Genomic DNA, 15,974 nt, shown 5'->3' with positions numbered 1-15,974 from the left:
CGTGAACGGCAGGGGATCAGCGGAGCAGGGCTGGGACGGTAATGGCTTCGAACCGGTCATAGGGCGCGCGACTGCGCGTCACCTTGCCGCGAAGGGCCGCGCCCTCCCACGACTCGATCAACAGGGCGGCGAGTTCGGCCGCGTCGAGGTCCGAGCGAATGCCACCGGAGCGGCGCTGGCCGGCACGCACACATGCGGTGAGAGCCCCGCCCCAGCCGTCGAGGATGCGCTTGAGCTCGGCGCGGACAGGCTCGCTCGTTCCGCTGAGTTCTAGCGACAGATTGCCGATGAGGCAGCCGAGCAGGAAATCGCCTGCCGCGTGTTCGTCGGCAAGTGCATGGAAGAAGCGCTGAATTCTGTCCTGCGCCCGACCGTCCGAATCGAGGATCGGCAGCAGTCGCGCCTCGATGTCTGACCAGTAGTGGTCGAGGATCGCTGCGCCGAACGCCTCCTTGCTCGGGAAGTACGCGTAGAAGGAGCCCTTCGGCACACCGGCCGCGTCGGTGATGTCCTTGACGCCGCTGGCGGCGAAGCCGCGTGAGTGCACAAGGTCCAGGCCTGCGGCCAGCAGACGCTGGCGCACTTCGGGATTCGGCGGGCGTGGCATACCTTCGATAGTAGCCGACCGGTCACCTATCTTCGTTTCTGTCGAACGAGAACCTGGTGGGAGCCAGGGACCGATGCGAGACTGTGGGTTCATCAGTCCATCCCGAGACGCGAGGTGACTTCCCCATGGCCAAGGTTCTTTTCGTCGTGACCGGCGCGAGCTATTGGACACTCGCAGACGGCACGAGGCATCCGACGGGCTACTGGGCTGAGGAGTTCGCCGCTCCCTACAGCGAACTCACCAAAGCCGGCCACCAGATCGTCGTCGCGACACCCGGTGGTGTGGTGCCCCACGTCGACGTGATGAGCCTGCGTCCCGCGATGGCGGGCAGCGCGGAGATCGCCCTCGAACTCGAGGAGATCCTTCGTTCGGCGGAGGAGTTGCGCCACCCGATCGAGTTGGCCGACGCACGCGTCGAGGACTACGACGCCGTCTACTATCCCGGCGGGCACGGGCCCATGGAGGACCTGTGGGAGGACGCCGACTCCGGACGACTGCTGATCGCGGCGCTCGCATCCGGTAAGCCACTTGCCATCGTCTGTCACGCACCGGTCGCCATGATGGCTACTCGCCGCAACGGTACTTCCCCCTTCGCTGGATACCGCGTCACGGCGTTCACCAATGATGAGGAGGACGGGGTCGGCCTGCGCGCCAAGGCAAGGTGGACGGCCGAGGACGAATTGGTGAAGATGGGCGTCGATTTCCAGCGTGGCGAGATGTGGAAGCCCTACACGCTCGTCGACCGCAACCTGTACACCGGTCAGAACCCTGCGTCCGCAGGCCCATTGGCGCGCGAGTTCATGAAAGCACTCAGCTAGCGCTTCGACGCAGGAAGGCATCGTGAGCTCTACGCGAATCTCCGTTACGCGCCGATCGCCCGCGTACTGGCGAGTGACGTTCGACCACCCGCCGCTGAACATCTTCGGGCCGGAGAGCAGCCTGGAACTCGGGCGGGTGATCGCCGATCTGGAGAACGACGAGGACGTCAAGGTCGTCGTCTTCGACAGCGCCGTCGACGGGTTCTTCCTGACGCACTACGACTTTGACGACCGCTGGAGGAGTCGACCCGGCTACCGGTCGGCACGACCGGTCTGCAGTATCTGCCTGATCTTCTCGCCAGACTGAGCCGGGCCCCGTTCGTCTCGATCGCCGCAATTCGCGGCAGGGCAACGGGTGTGGGCAGCGAACTGGCGCTCGCAAGTGACATGCGTTTCGCCAGCCGGGAGAAGGCCGTCTTGTCGCAATGGGAAGTCGGCGCCGGCCTGGTGCCGGGTGGCGGACCGATCGCACGGCTGTCCCGGTTGATCGGTCGCGGGCGCGCCTTGGAAGTACTGCTCGGCGCGGACGACATCGACGGGGAGCTCGCCGAGCGGTACGGCTACGTCAACCGCGCGCTGCCCGACACGGAACTCGACACCTTCGTCGACGCGCTGGCGCTGCGCATCTCGTCGTTCGACAAGGAGGCCATCGCCGAAACGAAACACCTCGCGAATGTGAGCACCTTGCCGTCCGACGCCGAGATCGCCCCGGAGTGGGAGGCTTTCCTCGCTGCACTGGCCAGGCCCGCTGCCCAACAGCGGGTGCAGACGCTGATCGAACGCGGCTTGCAGAAGCCCGGAGACGTGGAGACGCGGTTGGGTTACCACGTCGGTCAACTCGGCGAAACGGATCATGCGTAGGACGCTGGGTGTGTGGCTCGCGGCCGCGTTGCTCGTCACAGTGGTTTCGGCGTGCTCGAACTCAGGCAGTGCGGCGAATCGGCCTCCAACCGAGCAACGGCCCGTGGCGTACAAGACTGCGGATGTCGACGGCCTTTCGATCTTCTATCGCGAAGCCGGTCCGACTGACGGGCCCGTTGTGCTTCTGCTGCACGGCTTCCCGTCGTCATCGCGGATGTTCGATCCGCTGTTCGCCCGGCTTTCAGACCGGTTCCATCTGATCGCCCCCGACCTTCCCGGCTTCGGCCACAGCGACTGGCCCGATCCAGCGAAGTTCGCCTACACCTTCGATCACCTGGCCACGGTGGTGGACCATTTCACCGAGAAGCTCGGCCTGTCGCAGTACAACCTCTCGTTCCAGGACTACGGCGCCGACGTAGGCATGAGAATGGTTGTCGCGCATCCGGAACGACTGCAGAGCCTCATCATCCAAAACGCCGCACTGCATGCTGACGCACTCGGGCCGCTGTGGGACGCGAGGCGAGCCTTCTGGGCCGACCGCGTGGCCCATGAGGCCCAGTTCCGGCGGAACTTTCTTTCCCTGGAGGCGACCCGGCAGCGGCATGTCGGCACCGATCCAAACATCGAGCGCTACGACCCCGATCTGTGGACCGACGAATACCGCTTCCTGACCGACCCGGCGCAGGGCAATATTCAGGTCGACTTGTTCTACGACTACCGGACCAACGTCTCGTCCTATGACGCCTGGGATGCGTGGCTGCGTGAACACAAGCCGCGCACCATGGTGCTGTGGGGAAAGTACGATCCGTCGTTCCTCATCGCGGAGACCGCCGCGGACCAACGGGACATTCCCGGCGCGGAGTTGCACATCGTCGACGGAGGCCATTTCGCGCTCGACACCGCCGCGTCAGAAATGGCGGACTACATTCGCAATTTCCTGTCAGCCAACCAGCATTGACTACCGGCACCGTCAAACAACAAGGGAGATTTCTATGGCAGTCACCGTGATACTCGAACTGAAATTCAAGCCTGAGTCGGTCGCGGCGGGCCGCGATGTCATGGGCCGGGCGCTTCAAGACACCCGCGCCTTCGACGGCAATCTCCGAACCGACGTCCTCGTCGATGAGGACGACGACGCGCACTGGCTCATCTACGAAATCTGGGAGACGGTCGAGCACGATGAGGCTTACCGCAGTTTTCGCGCGGGCGACGGCCGAATCACCGATTTACCTCCACTGCTCGCCGAGCCGCCCGTCAAGAAGCGGTACATCAGCAGCGACGTCTGACTCGACTAACTGTCGGTGGCGGCGACGGCGTCAGGCATCCGACGCCTCGCCTTGGCACGCCGCCGGTTCCAAGCGAACGAAAACCCCTTTGGAGGTTGGGGTGTTGCTGATGTCGGCGACGCTGTCGAGCGGAACGAGCACGTTGGTCTCCGGGTAATACGACGCCGCCGAACCTCGCGCAGCGGGATAGGCAACTACGCGAAAGTCCTTCGCCCGCCGCTCGATACCGTCTTCCCAACTGCTGACCAAGTCGACCCGCTGCGCATCGGCCAATCCGAGCGCATCGATGTCGGCGGGATTGACCAACACGATCCGGCGGGCGTTCTTGATGCCGCGGTACCGGTCGTTCGGGGCGTACGGCACAGTATTCCACTGGTCGTGTGACCGCATGGTCTGCAGTACGAGATGCCCTGTGGGGACCCGGATTCTGTCGAAGGTGTTGCGCGTGAACTGCGCCTTACCCGATGCCGTGTTGAACCGGTACTCGTTGACCGGATTGGTCAGTGCGAAGCCGCCCGGCCGACGCACCCGATCGTTGAAGTCCTCGAAGTCGGGGACCACCTGGGATATCGCGTCGCGGATCACGTCATAGTCGGATTCGAACTTCTCCCAGGAAATTTCCGGCCCGCTGTCCAGTGTGCGACGGGCGAGCCTGCACACGATCGCCACCTCACTCAGCAGAGTGTCAGATGCGGGCGTGAGCCTGCCGCGGGATTGATGCACGATGCTCATCGAGTCTTCGACCGTGACGAACTGCTCGCCGGTTGACTGGACATCGCGGTCGGTGCGGCCCAATGTCGGCAGTATCAACGCCGTCTGGCCGCACACCGCGTGGGAGCGATTGAGCTTCGTCGAGACGTGTGCTGTCAACCGGCAGTTGCGCATCGCACGTTCGGTCACATCGCTGTCCGGGGTGGCGCGCACGAAATTGCCTGCGAAGCCAACGAACACCTTGGCTCTGCCATCGCGCATCGCCCGGATGGAGTCGACCGCGTCCAAGCCGTGATGCGGCGGGGGAGTGAAGCCGAACTCCGCTTCGAGGGCATCGAGGAACGACTGTGGCATCTTCTCCCAGATGCCCATTGTGCGGTCGCCCTGGACATTGCTGTGCCCGCGGACCGGACAGACGCCGGTTCCCGGCCTGCCCAGGTTTCCGCGCAGCATCAGGAAATTCACCATCTCGCGGACTGTTGCCACGCCGTGCTTCTGTTGGGTGACCCCCATCGCCCAGCAGACGATGACCTTCGTGCTCTTCAGCACACGGTCGACCACGCTCTGGATTTCCTCACGCGAAAGGCCGGTCGCGTCAAGGACATCCGACCATGCGATCTGCCGAGCGTGATCGGCGAACTCGGCAAAGCCTGAGGTGTGGGTGTCGATGAACGCGAAGTCCAGCACTGTCCCGGGTGCGGCGTCCTCGGCCTTGAGCAGCAGCGCATTGATGGCCTGAAACAGCGCCAGGTCGCCGCACGGTTTGATGTGCAGGAACTGATCGGCAATCGGCGTTCCGCGGCCGACGATTCCGCTGAGCTTCTGTGGGTTCTTGAACCGGATCAGGCCTGCTTCGGGCAACGTGTTCACGGCGATGACATGGCCACCGTTGCGCTTGGTCTCCTCCAGCGCCGACAGCATCCGCGGCATGTTGGTGCCGGGGTTGAGGCCGACTGCGAGCACCAGGTCGGCCTCGTGCAGATCGTCGAGGCTCACGCTGCCCTTGCCGACGCCGAGCGTCTCGTTCAGGCCGGCGCCGCTGGATTCGTGACACATGTTGCTGCAGTCGGGCAGGTTGTTGGTGCCATACGCCCGGGCGAACAACTGCAGCAGGAAGGCCGCCTCGTTGCTGAGCCTGCCCGACGTGTAGAACAGCGCCTCGTCGGGTGAATCGAGGCTGCGCAGTTCGGCAGCCAGCAGGTCGAGGGCTCCGTCCCAGCTGATCGGTTCGTAGTGATCTGACCCTGGCGCCTTGACCATCGGCTCGGTCAGCCGGCCCTGCTCGTTGAGCCACATGTCGGACTTCGTGGCGAGCTCGGTTATCGAGTGCTCACGGAAGAACTCCCGCGTGAGCCGGCGCGTGGTGGCCTCGTCGTTGATGTGTTTGGCACCGTTTTCGCAGTACTCGTTCTTGTGTCGCTTGCCCGCCTCGGGCTCCGGCCAGGCGCAGCCAGGGCAGTCGATCCCGTTGGCCTGATTGATGCTGAGCAGATTGATCGCCGTTCGGACCAGCGACGTCTGCCCGAGCGAGTACTCCAGCGCGTGCATCACGGCGGGCACGCCTGCGGCTGACTTCTTGGGCGCCTTGATCTTTGGGTTCTCGACGCCCATGGTCAGAGAACCTTGAGTTCCTCGGCGACCTCGGTGACCGACTTCTTCGCATCGCCGAACAGCATGGTGGTGCCGTCGGCGTAGAACAACGGGTTTTCGATGCCCGCGAAGCCGGAGTTCATCGACCGCTTGAGCACGATCACCGACTTGGACTGGTCGACGTTGAGGATCGGCATGCCGTGAATTGGGCTCGACGGGTCGTTGCGCGCCGCTGGGTTGGTGACATCGTTGGCGCCGATGACGATGGTCACGTCGGTGCGCGAGAAGTCATCGTTGATGTCGTCCATCTCCTTCATCGCGTCGTACTCGACGTCGGCCTCGGCCAGCAGCACATTCATGTGTCCGGGCATCCGTCCCGCGACGGGATGAATCGCGTATTTGACTGGCACGCCGCGCTGTTCGAGCATGCCGGCCAGGTCCTTGACGGCGTGCTGCGCCTGGGCAACCGCCAAGCCGTAACCGGGCACGACGATGACCTGGTTGGCGTAGGCCATCTGGATCGCGGCGTCGGCCGCCGAGGTCGCCTTCACCACCTTCTCGACTCCGTCATCGCTCGACGCTGCCATTCCGCTGCCGCCAAAGCCGCCTGCCACGATCGCGGGAATGGAGCGGTTCATCGCCTTGGCCATCAGATTCGTCAGGATCGAACCGGACGCGCCGACGATCATGCCTGCGACGATCATCGATGTGTTGTTCAGAGCCAAACCCGCTGCAGCGGCCGACAATCCGGTGAGGGCGTTGAGCAATGAGATGACCACCGGCATATCGGCACCGCCGATCGGCAGCACCACCATCAGGCCCAGCACGCCCGCGGCCGCCAGCAGCCCGATCATCCACCACAATGCCGCCCCGCCGATGCCGGGATGCGCGCCAAGCCCGATAGCGACCGCGGCGGCCACCGCACCCAACAGCAGCAACAGGTTGAACGGCTGCTGCAGTTTCCCGATGCCGATCGGGCGGCCGGGCAGGATCTCCTGCAGCTTGCCGAACGCGATGATTGAACCCCAGAACGAGATCGAGCCGATGATCGCGGCGAACAGCGAGGCCACCACGATGTGCACCGTCGGCGACTCACCGTGCTTGAAATTCGAGAAGCCTGACGTATCAATGAATTCCGACAGTGCGATCAGCGCGACCGTACCGCCGCCCACCCCGTTGAACAGAGCGACCAGCTGGGGCATCGCGGTCATCTTCGTCAACCGCGCGGGTGGCACTCCCAGTGCCACGCCGAGCAGCAGGCCCGCGATGATGAGCCCCCAGTTTTCGGTGTGCCGGATCGCGATCAGTGTCGCCACCACCGCCAGGGCCATGCCAGCACCGGCGATCCAGTTGCCGCGCACCGCGGTCTTGGGACCGGTCAGCCCCATCAGGCCGTAGATGAACATCGCGAACGCGATGATGTAGAGCACTGTGACGAGATAGTTCATCGCGCGGCCTTCTTGCCCTTGAACATGCCCAGCATCCGATCGGTGACCACGAAACCGCCGACCACATTGAGTGTTCCGAACACCACGGCGACGAACAGGATGACCTGGATAGCGAGCGACGGATGCTCGACGCGGCCGAGCACCACCAGCGCGCCGATCAGCACGATGCCGTGAATGGCGTTGGTGCCCGACATCAACGGCGTGTGCAAGGTGTTGGGGACCTTGGAGATCACCGAGAAACCGACGAATCCCGACAACGCCAGGATCGCCAGGTTCGCCAACAACTGGTCGTACACGTCAGTTCGTCCTCTCGCGTGTGACGCAGGAAGCAGCGACGACTTCGTCGTCGAAATCCGGTGCTACCTCGCCGTCTTTGATCAGCAGATCCAGCAGTGCCGCAATGTTTTTGGCATACAACTCGCTGGCGTGCTCGGGCATGGTGGCTGGCAGGTTCAGCGGAGACGCGATCGTCACGTCGTGTTTGACGACGGTTTGTCCCGGTTCGGTCAGCTCGCAGTTGCCGCCGGTCTCGCCGGCCAGGTCGACCACGACGCTGCCGGGTTTCATGCCCTCCACCGCGGTCGCAGTCACCAACCGGGGGGCAGGGCGGCCGGGCACGAGCGCGGTGGTGATGACGACGTCGAACCCGGTGATCGCCTTCTCCAGTGCGTCCTGCTGCTGCGCCCGCTCCGCTTCGGTGAGTTCGCGGGCATAGCCGCCCTCACCGGCCGCGTCGATGCCGAGGTTCAGCCATTGCGCGCCGACCGAGCGCACCTGGTCGGCCACTTCGGGACGTACGTCGTAGCCGGTGGTCTTACCGCCCAGTCGCTTCGCCGTCGCCAGCGCCTGCAGACCCGCCACCCCGACGCCGAGCACCAGCACGGTAGCCGGCTTCACGGTGCCCGCGGCCGTCGTGAGCATCGGGAAGAACCGGGTGGATTCCGACGCCGCCAGCAACACCGCCTTGTATCCCGCGACGTTGGCCTGCGATGACAACGCATCCATGGCCTGCGCGCGGGAAATGCGGGGAATCGCTTCCATCGCAAAGCCGGTCACCCCAGCCAGTCGTAAGCCGTCGGCGACCTCGGGGCGAGTTCGCGGTGCCAGAAACCCGACGACGGTGGATTCCGGCTTCAGCAGCGCGATCTCATCGGTGGTCGGAGGGTTCACCTTCACCACAAGGTCTGCCGGCCATGGGTCGCCAATGCTGGCGCCCGCCTGTTCGTATTGTTCGTCGGGAATCAATGCTCCTGTGCCAGCACCACTTTCGACGACGACGGCAATGCCCGCGGCATGCAGTTTCTCAACGACCTTGGGGACCAACGCGACACGACGTTCATCCGCCGCTGTCTCACGCGGCACTCCGATCAGCGTCATATTCCTCTTCCTGGCAGGGCGGGACCATTGCCACAGTAGAGGAGATCGCATACTGTATGCAACCAGTCCAGACCATACCCAAGGAGTCGCCGTGAGAATTGCAGTCGTCGGGGCCGGAGCGATCGGCGCCTACTGGGGCGCCGCACTGCACCGGGGTGGTGCGGAGGTCCACCTGATCGCGCGCAACGAGCATCTGCGGGCGATGCGCGAGAACGGCGTCCAGGTTCTCAGCCCGCGGGGTGACTTCGTGGCTCACCCGCACGCCACGGACGACCCCGCCGAGATCGGCCCCGTCGACTACGTCTTCCTCGGACTCAAGGCGCACAGCTACCCGACGTGCGGTCCACTGGTCGAACCGCTACTCGGCGAGCACACCGCGGTGCTTCCCGCGCAGAACGGGATCCCGTGGTGGTACTTCCACCAACTGGCAGGCCCATACGAGGGTCGTCGCATCGAGGCGGTGGATCCGGGCGGGGCGACCAGTGCCGTGTTGTCACCCGAGCGCGCCATCGGTTGCGTGGTGTATCCGGCGACAACGATCGAGGCGCCGGGCGTGATCCGGCATCTGGAAGGCACCCGGTTCTCCATCGGCGAGCCGTCCGGGGAGGTCTCGCCGCGCTGTAAAGCGTTGAGCGACGCCATGATTGCCGGTGGGCTGAAGGCGCCGGTCGAGCCGAATCTGCGTGACGACATCTGGATCAAGTTGATGGGCAACGTCGCGTTCAATCCAATCAGTGCGCTCACCAGAGCGACGATGGTCGAGATCTGCCAAAACCCGCACACCCGTCAGATCGTCACTCAACTGATGGAAGAGACGCTCGACATCGCCGCGAGAGTTGGTAGTAAGCCGGACATTTCGATCGAGAAGCGCCTGCGCGGAGCGGAGAACGTCGGCCACCACAAGACGTCGATGCTGCAGGACCTCGAGGCGGGCAAACAACTGGAACTCGACGCGATCGTCACCGCGGTCGTCGAGATGGCCGACCTCACCGGTGCGCCTGCTCCGACGCTACGCACCGTCCACGCGGCCACCGACCTGCTCTCACGGACATGCGTGCCGGGCGCGTGGCACGCCGACGCCATCCCCGCCCTGCGCTGAAAGGAATACCGTGAATCGACGCGCAAAGATCGTCTGCACGCTCGGGCCTGCCACATCCTCTGTTTCGCGACTCACTGAATTGATCGACGCCGGAATGGATGTGGCGCGGCTCAACTTCAGCCACGGCACACGGGCAGAGCATTCCGCTGTCTATGACACCGTGCGCCGGATCGCTGCCGAGCGCGGTCGCGCGGTAGGCGTGCTCGCCGACCTGCAGGGCCCGAAGATCCGGCTGGGCCGCTTCGCCGACGGGCCGGTGTTCTGGGCCGACGGCGAGCAGATCGTGATCACCACCGCGCCCTGTGCCGGCGACCACGACAGGGTGTCGACGACGTATGACGGCCTGGCTTCCGACGTCGGGCCTGGTGATCGGCTGCTCGTCAACGACGGCAAGATCGAACTGCGGGTGCTCGATGTGGATATCGACGACGTCCGCTGCGAGGTTGTCCATGGCGGGCCCGTCAGCGACAACAAGGGCATCTCACTGCCGGGTGTCGCGGTCAGCGTTCCGCCCCTGTCCGAGAAGGACATCGAGGATTTGAGGTTCGCACTCGAGCTTGGTGTCGACATGGTGGCCATGTCATTCGTCCGCGCTCCCGAGGAGGTCAAGCTCGCGCATGCGGTGATGGACGAGATGGGCAAGCGTGTTCCTGTCATGGTGAAACTCGAGAAACCGGAGGCGGTTTCGGACCTGAGTGCGATCGTCGACGCGTTCGACGGATTGATGGTTGCCCGCGGCGACCTCGGGATCGAGATGCCGTTGGAGCAGGTTCCGCTGGTTCAGAAGCGGGCGATCAGTCTGTGCCGGCAAGCGGCCAAGCCGGTGATCGTGGCGACTCATATGCTCGACTCGATGGTCGCCGATCTGCGTCCGACTCGGGCCGAGGTCTCCGACGTCGCCAACGCGGTCTTCGATGGTGCCGACGCGGTGATGCTGTCCGCAGAGACCAGCGTCGGTGCCTATCCCGCCCACACCGTCGAGACCATGGGTCGCATTGTGGTGACGGCCGAAGATGCACTGCGCCAACGCAATGTGGCCGAAGCCGTGCTGCGGGAAGACGAGGATGCCGGCATCAGCGATGCCGTGGCAGCGGCCGCCTGCGATCTGGGCAGGCGGATCGGGGCGGTGGCGCTGTGTTGTTTCACCCGTTCCGGAGACACGGCGATGCGGCTGGCTCGGCAGCGATCGCCCCTGCCGTTGATCGCCTTCACGCACAACGACGCTGTCAGGGCGCGGTTGGCGTTCTCCTGGGGCATTCAGTCTGCGGTGCTGGCGCCGTCAAGCACGCCCGAGACCATGCCCGCCGACGTGAGCCGGGGTCTGTCCGCCTTGGGTGTCTCCCATCCGGGCAGCCTCGTGGTCGTGGTGTCCGGAAGCCGCAGCGGGGTGGCCGGTTACACCGACCGGATGCGTGTACTTCGGATCGAATGACGAAGGGGTGGGGGCCGCTCAGGCCGGCCCCACCCGGCTTTCGAGTTCGGAGATCTTCGCGCGCAACTCGCGTTCTGCGTTACGTCGTTCGCTGACCTCACGCATGATCGCCGAGATGCCGACGATCTGGTCGGCGCCGTCGCGCAACAGCGCCACGCTGAACTCGATCGACAACCGTTGGCCGTCGCGATGGGTGGCGGGCACGCTCAACAGCTTGTCGCCGTAACGGGTGTAGCCGGTGGCCATCGTCTGGAAGTAGCCCTTCCAGTGCCGGTCGCGCAGCTTCTCCGGAATGATGATGTCGAGGTTCTGGCCGATCGCCTCTTCGACGGAGTAGCCGAACATTCGGGCGGCCCCTTCGTTCCACAGTCGGATGATCCCCGCCGGGTCGGTCACCACGATGGCCTCGGCTGACTCCTTCACGACCGCCGTGGCAAGCCATTCCTCGGTCACACCGGCCACGTTTGCGCCTTCAGTCACATCACACCCCGTTCCTTATCCGTCACTCGCTGGACATCCGCGCAGCGGAGCCTTAGCATACGCAATATCGAATACTGAATACAATCCTGCATGACGCCTGAAGGAGGACCTGTGCTGCTGCGCCAGCTGGAGTACTTCGTGGCCGTGGCCAGGGAGCGGCACTTCGCACGCGCGGCCGAGAGCTGTTACGTGTCGCAGCCTGCGCTGTCGACGTCGATCGCCAAGCTGGAACGGGAGCTGAGCGTCACCCTGATCAATCGTGGCCAGAACTTCGAGGGCCTGACGCCCGAGGGGGAGCGCCTCGTCGTTTGGGCCAAGCGCGTACTCGCCGAACACGATGCCCTCAAAGCGGAGGCGGCCGCGATGCGGTCAGGCATCTCCGCGACGCTGCGGCTCGGGATAGGCCCCACCGTTTCGACGACCGCCGCGCTTCCCGTCGCGGCGTTCTGCGCGCTGCACCCGCTGGCCAGGGTCAAGGTCTGTTCGCGGCTCTCCTCAACCGAGTTACTTCGTCAGCTGCGTGACTTCGAGTTGGACGTCGCCATTGCGCATTTCGGCCCCGATGACCAGTCAGGCCTCGAGGTGGTGCCGCTCTACGAAGAGCAGTATGTGTTGCTGGTGTCGGGTGATCAGCTGGTGCCCGCCGAGCGAACCATCACGTGGGCCGAAGCGGCGCAGCTGCCGCTGGCGCTTCTGACGCCGGACATGCGGTTCCGCCAGTTCATCGACAAGGCGTTCGCCGACAGCGGTGCGACGGCCGCACCGCAAGTGGAGACCGATTCTGTCGCATCGCTTTACGCGCATGTCGCCACCGGCGCCTGGGCCAGCGTGGTGCCACACACCTGGTTGCGGGCGATGCCCGTGAACGGAGCGGCACGGGCCATTCGCCTCGTCGAACCGGATACCAGAGCGAAGATCTCGATGGCGATCCACGCGGGCACGCCAGGTTCGGTTGCCGCTAGAGCGTTTCTGAACGTCGCGATCGGAACACCGCTGAACGACATCTTTGAACTCCACGGAAAGGACCTCGTCCACGTCGCGTAATGACGCAATGTGCGGGCACTGTCGTGTCTCACGGTGATAACCGGCGGTTATCACGCGATCACAGACAAGTCTTGGACGCCGAAGGTCGCGACGCGGAAAGTTAACTCCAACAAAGCAATAAGCGCGAAACAGCCAGGAAGGGCTCACACCATGACCATTGCTTCCCTGCCGGACACGGAGGTAGACAGCACCCCAGATCCGCAAGGGCCAGGTGCTCTCACCGACGGGATCCACCTGGTGGTCGACGCGCTCAAGCTCAACGATGTGCACACCATCTACGGGGTCGTTGGTATCCCGATCACCGACCTGGCCCGCCTCGCGCAAGCCTCTGGGATCCGCTACATCGGCTTTCGTCACGAGAGCGACGCGGGCCACGCCGCCGCTGCGGCCGGCTTTCTCACCAAGAAGCCCGGCATCTGCCTGACGGTTTCGGCTCCTGGCTTCCTCAACGGGCTTGTCGCGCTTGCCAATGCGACCACGAACTGTTTCCCGATGGTGCAGATCTCCGGATCGAGCGAGCGCCACCTGGTCGACCTTCAGCGCGGTGACTACGAGGAGATGGACCAGCTGGCGGCGGCCAGGATGTTCGCTAAGGCGGCGTACCGAGTATCGCGCGCCGAGGACGTCGGCCGCGGCATCGCCCGCGCGATCCGCACCGCGGCCTCCGGTCGTCCTGGCGGGGTTTACCTGGACATCCCAGCCGCCGTGCTCGGCGAGGTGATCGATGCGCAGGAGGCGGCCAAGACACTGTGGCGTGTCGTCAACCCTGCGCCGCGCCAGTTGCCGGAGACCGAGATGGTCGACTCCGCAATCGATCTGCTGGCGAATGCGAAGCGGCCGCTGATCGTGCTGGGCAAGGGCGCGGCCTACGCGCAGGCCGACGAGCAGATCCGCGAGTTCGTCGAGACGACCGGTGTGCCGTACCTGCCGATGTCGATGGCAAAGGGACTGCTGCCCGATGACCATCCGCAGTCGGCCGCCACCGCCCGCTCGCTGGCCCTGAAACGGGCCGACGTCGTGATGCTCGTCGGTGCCCGGCTGAACTGGCTGCTCGGACACGGCGATGCGCCGCAATGGAATCCGGATGCCAAGTTCATCCAGGTCGACATCGCGGCCAACGAGATGGACAGCAACCAACCGATCGCCGCACCCCTCGTCGGCGATGTCGGCTCGGTGATGGAGGCGCTTCTCGAGCGCGCGAAGCCCGGCCAGATCACGGTTCAGAACGAGTGGCGCGAAGAGCTCGAGGCCAAGTCGTCCGGGAACGTCGCAAAGATGGCGGGTCGGTTGGAAGCAGCGCTGACCGCACACCCGATGAAGTTCCTCGGCGCACTGCAGGCCATCCGCGACGTCCTGCACGACAACCCGCAAGCCTACGTCGTCAACGAGGGAGCCAACGCACTCGACCTGGCGCGCAACACCATTGGCATGCAGGTACCGCGGCACCGGCTGGATAGCGGGACGTGGGGTGTGATGGGTATCGGCATGGGCTACGCCATCGCCGCCGCGGTCGAGACCGGTCAGCCAGTCGTTGCGATCGAGGGCGACAGCGCATTCGGGTTCAGCGGAATGGAGCTGGAGGCGGTTTGCCGCTACAACCTGCCCATCGTCACCGTCATCTTGAACAACAGCGGTGTCTACCGCGGCGACGAGGCGTCAACCACGGCCGACCCCGCTCCGACGGTGCTGCAGGCCCGGCACGAGTACATGATCAAAGCCTTCGGCGGCAAGGGATATCAGGCCACCACACCCGCGGAGGTCGGCGCGGCGTTGCGCGAGGCCCTCGCCTCGGGCCGGCCTGCGCTCATCGACTGCGTCATCGACCCCTCCGACGGCACCGAGAGCGGCAATATCGCGCACCTCAATCCCAAGGGCATCACCGCAAAGCACTGAACACCGACACGATCAACAAACGAAAGGAAACGTGTCATGACCGATTTACCGCTCTCCGGGATCAAGGTGATCGACTTCACCGGGGTCCAGGCGGGCCCGGCGTGCACTCAGATGCTCGCCTGGTTCGGAGCCGACGTACTCAAGGTGGAGCGCACCAGCGGGGGCGACGTGACGCGTAATCAGTTGCGCGACATCCCCGATCTGGACGCGCTGTACTTCACCATGCTGAACAGCAACAAGCGCTCACTGGCGATCAACACGAAGTCACCCGAGGGCCTGGAGGTGATGGAGAAGCTGATCCGCGGGGCAGACGTACTGGTCGAGAACTTCGCGCCGGGCGCCATGGACCGCATGGGCCTTTCGTGGGAGAAGATCCAGGAATGGAACCCGCGGCTGATCTTCGGCTCGGTCAAGGGATTCAACGACGACTCGTCCTGGAACGACCTGAAGGTCTACGAGAATGTCGCGCAGTGCGCAGGCGGCAACGCCTCCACCACCGGATTCTGGGATGGTCCGCCGACGGTGGCCGGCGCCGCTCTCGGCGACAGCAACACCGGAATGCACCTGCTGATCGGCATCCTCACGGCGCTGATCCAGCGGGACAAGACCGGCAAGGGGCAAAAGGTCTCGGCCGCAATGCAGGACGCGGTGCTGAATCTGTGCCGGGTCAAGCTGCGTGACCAGCAGCGCCTGGAACGCGTCGGCTATCTGGAGGAATACCCGCAGTGGCCGAACGGCGAGTTCGGTGAGGCCGTTCCGCGTGGCGGCAACGCCGGCGGCGGCGGTCAGCCCGGCTGGGTGGTCAAGTGCAAGGGCTGGGAGACCGACCCCAACGCTTACATCTACTTCACCATCCAGGAGCAGAACTGGAAGCGCACCGCCGAGGCGATCGGCAGGCCCGAGTGGGTGGACGACCCCGGCTATGCCACCGCGCGTGCCCGCCAAGACAAGATCTTCGACATCTTCGCCGAGATCGAGAAGTGGCTGGCCGACAAGACGAAGTGGGAGGCAGTCGACATCCTGCGCGAGTGGGAAGTGCCCTGTGCGCCGGTCATGTCGATGAAGGACCTCGCTGACGACAAGGATCTGCGCAAGAGCGGCAGCATCGTCGAGGTGGAGCAGCCGGGCCGGGGTACTTACCTGACCGTCGGCAGCCCGATTAAGTTCTCGGCATTCAAGCCCGACATCAAGGGCGCACCGCTGCTCGGTGAGCACACCGACGAGGTTCTCGCCGAACTCGGCTATGACGCGGACACCATCGCCGCCTGGCACGACAAGAAGATCGTCGTCTAACCCGCCCGCCCGGTGAGAACCGCCCCAGTTCCCCC

The 15,974-nt window shown here is 64.7% G+C and carries 16 protein-coding genes; 10 read left to right on the top strand and 6 right to left on the bottom strand.

Annotated elements, in window-relative coordinates; translation table 11 throughout:
• Positions 1–16: 16 nt before the first annotated feature.
• Positions 17–607, bottom strand: coding sequence for a TetR/AcrR family transcriptional regulator (locus tag GGC64_RS06710; RefSeq protein WP_192721630.1), 591 nt, complete (start codon positions 605–607; stop codon positions 17–19).
• 125 nt (positions 608–732) lie between these two features.
• Between GGC64_RS06710 and GGC64_RS06705 the strand changes: the two genes are divergently transcribed.
• From GGC64_RS06705 to GGC64_RS06690, 5 genes are read left to right on the top strand one after another with little or no spacing between them, the layout of a single operon-like run.
• On the top strand, positions 733–1,425 hold the full coding sequence (locus GGC64_RS06705; RefSeq protein WP_192721629.1) for a type 1 glutamine amidotransferase domain-containing protein: 693 nt from the start codon (positions 733–735) through the stop codon (positions 1,423–1,425).
• Positions 1,426–1,447: 22 nt separating this feature from the next.
• Complete coding sequence (locus GGC64_RS34610; RefSeq protein WP_225951186.1) at positions 1,448–1,732, top strand: hypothetical protein; 285 nt, start codon at positions 1,448–1,450, stop codon at positions 1,730–1,732.
• Positions 1,660–2,286, top strand: coding sequence for an enoyl-CoA hydratase/isomerase family protein (locus tag GGC64_RS06700; RefSeq protein WP_370582054.1), 627 nt, complete (start codon positions 1,660–1,662; stop codon positions 2,284–2,286). The genes GGC64_RS34610 and GGC64_RS06700 overlap by 73 nt, the downstream gene beginning before the upstream one ends.
• A complete protein-coding gene (locus GGC64_RS06695) occupies positions 2,279–3,244 on the top strand; it encodes an alpha/beta fold hydrolase (protein ID WP_192721628.1) in 966 nt (321 codons plus the stop codon). The genes GGC64_RS06700 and GGC64_RS06695 overlap by 8 nt, the downstream gene beginning before the upstream one ends.
• Positions 3,245–3,278: 34 nt before the next feature.
• A complete protein-coding gene (locus tag GGC64_RS06690) occupies positions 3,279–3,572 on the top strand; it encodes a putative quinol monooxygenase (protein WP_192721627.1) in 294 nt (97 codons plus the stop codon).
• Between the two features lie 30 nt (positions 3,573–3,602).
• Here the strand turns inward: GGC64_RS06690 and GGC64_RS06685 are convergent, their stop codons facing one another.
• Genes GGC64_RS06685 through GGC64_RS06670 form a run of 4 tightly spaced genes read right to left on the bottom strand, consistent with a single transcriptional unit; the run spans position 3,603 to position 8,698 of the window.
• On the bottom strand, positions 3,603–5,894 hold the full coding sequence (locus GGC64_RS06685) for an FdhF/YdeP family oxidoreductase (protein ID WP_192721626.1): 2,292 nt from the start codon (positions 5,892–5,894) through the stop codon (positions 3,603–3,605).
• Positions 5,895–5,896: 2 nt separating this feature from the next.
• On the bottom strand, positions 5,897–7,321 hold the full coding sequence (locus GGC64_RS06680; protein WP_192721625.1) for an NAD(P)(+) transhydrogenase (Re/Si-specific) subunit beta: 1,425 nt from the start codon (positions 7,319–7,321) through the stop codon (positions 5,897–5,899).
• Positions 7,318–7,617, bottom strand: a complete 300-nt coding sequence (locus GGC64_RS06675) for an NAD(P) transhydrogenase subunit alpha (protein WP_192721624.1) — start codon at positions 7,615–7,617, stop codon at positions 7,318–7,320. The genes GGC64_RS06680 and GGC64_RS06675 overlap by 4 nt, the downstream gene beginning before the upstream one ends.
• Before the next feature lies 1 nt (position 7,618).
• Positions 7,619–8,698, bottom strand: coding sequence for a Re/Si-specific NAD(P)(+) transhydrogenase subunit alpha (locus GGC64_RS06670; RefSeq protein ID WP_192721623.1), 1,080 nt, complete (start codon positions 8,696–8,698; stop codon positions 7,619–7,621).
• A 91-nt stretch (positions 8,699–8,789) separates the two neighbouring features.
• On the opposite strand from GGC64_RS06670, the gene GGC64_RS06665 reads away from it, so the two are divergent.
• A complete protein-coding gene (locus GGC64_RS06665; RefSeq protein WP_192721622.1) occupies positions 8,790–9,797 on the top strand; it encodes a 2-dehydropantoate 2-reductase in 1,008 nt (335 codons plus the stop codon).
• A 10-nt stretch (positions 9,798–9,807) separates the two neighbouring features.
• Positions 9,808–11,229 carry a pyruvate kinase gene (pyk, locus tag GGC64_RS06660; protein ID WP_192721621.1) on the top strand — a complete coding sequence of 474 codons (1,422 nt, stop codon included), beginning with the start codon at positions 9,808–9,810 and terminating at the stop codon, positions 11,227–11,229.
• Between the two features lie 18 nt (positions 11,230–11,247).
• Here pyk and GGC64_RS06655 read toward each other — a convergent pair whose 3' ends face one another.
• Positions 11,248–11,709, bottom strand: a complete 462-nt coding sequence (locus GGC64_RS06655; RefSeq protein WP_192721620.1) for a PAS domain S-box protein — start codon at positions 11,707–11,709, stop codon at positions 11,248–11,250.
• Between the two features lie 111 nt (positions 11,710–11,820).
• Here GGC64_RS06655 and GGC64_RS06650 point away from each other — a divergent pair, with 111 nt between their 5' ends.
• The 3 genes from GGC64_RS06650 (at position 11,821) to frc (ending at position 15,939) form a co-directional block, all read left to right on the top strand.
• Positions 11,821–12,753 carry a LysR family transcriptional regulator gene (locus GGC64_RS06650; protein ID WP_192722430.1) on the top strand — a complete coding sequence of 311 codons (933 nt, stop codon included), beginning with the start codon at positions 11,821–11,823 and terminating at the stop codon, positions 12,751–12,753.
• A 150-nt stretch (positions 12,754–12,903) separates the two neighbouring features.
• A complete protein-coding gene (gene oxc / locus GGC64_RS06645; protein WP_192721619.1) occupies positions 12,904–14,646 on the top strand; it encodes an oxalyl-CoA decarboxylase in 1,743 nt (580 codons plus the stop codon).
• A gap of 36 nt (positions 14,647–14,682) precedes the next feature.
• Positions 14,683–15,939 (top strand): formyl-CoA transferase, encoded by a 1,257-nt coding sequence (gene frc, locus GGC64_RS06640; protein ID WP_192721618.1) that lies wholly within the window; start codon positions 14,683–14,685, stop codon positions 15,937–15,939.
• The last annotated feature ends 35 nt before the right edge of the window (positions 15,940–15,974 follow it).

Source organism: Mycobacterium sp. OAS707, assembly GCF_014873705.1.
In the GTDB taxonomy this organism is placed as follows: domain Bacteria; phylum Actinomycetota; class Actinomycetes; order Mycobacteriales; family Mycobacteriaceae; genus Mycobacterium.
The sequence above is the reverse complement of the archived record's forward strand: the minus strand, read 5'-3'. Positions and strand labels throughout refer to the sequence as shown.